The 248-nt window shown below is 51.2% G+C and carries 1 pseudogene; it reads right to left on the minus strand.

Going from position 1 to position 248, the window contains the following annotated elements:
- Nucleotides 1–134 (minus strand): annotated as a pseudogene (locus FNJ47_RS52270) (diaminobutyrate--2-oxoglutarate transaminase); the annotation flags it as partial.
- Nucleotides 135–248: the final 114 nt, after the last annotated feature.

Raw genomic sequence — 248 nt, forward strand, 5'->3', positions numbered from 1 at the left:
GCGTCCAGCTCCTCTCTCATCAACAACATCGACAGAGGAAGACCGTACCCACTTAGCGATTTTGACATTATGATAATATCTGGCGACAACGCTGCGAACTCGAAGCTAAAGAAGTCACCCGTGCGACGGCAGCCCTAAACATTTATTGGCGTAGTCCGATCTTCTCACAAGGGGTTAAGCGCATGGGAGAGATTATGCGGAGGCGACTTGAAGCCGTCGCATCGGGGTATGGAAACGGTTTTGCTGTC

It is taken from the genome of Bradyrhizobium uaiense (genome assembly GCF_010811875.1).
In the GTDB taxonomy this organism is placed as follows: domain Bacteria; phylum Pseudomonadota; class Alphaproteobacteria; order Rhizobiales; family Xanthobacteraceae; genus Bradyrhizobium; species Bradyrhizobium uaiense.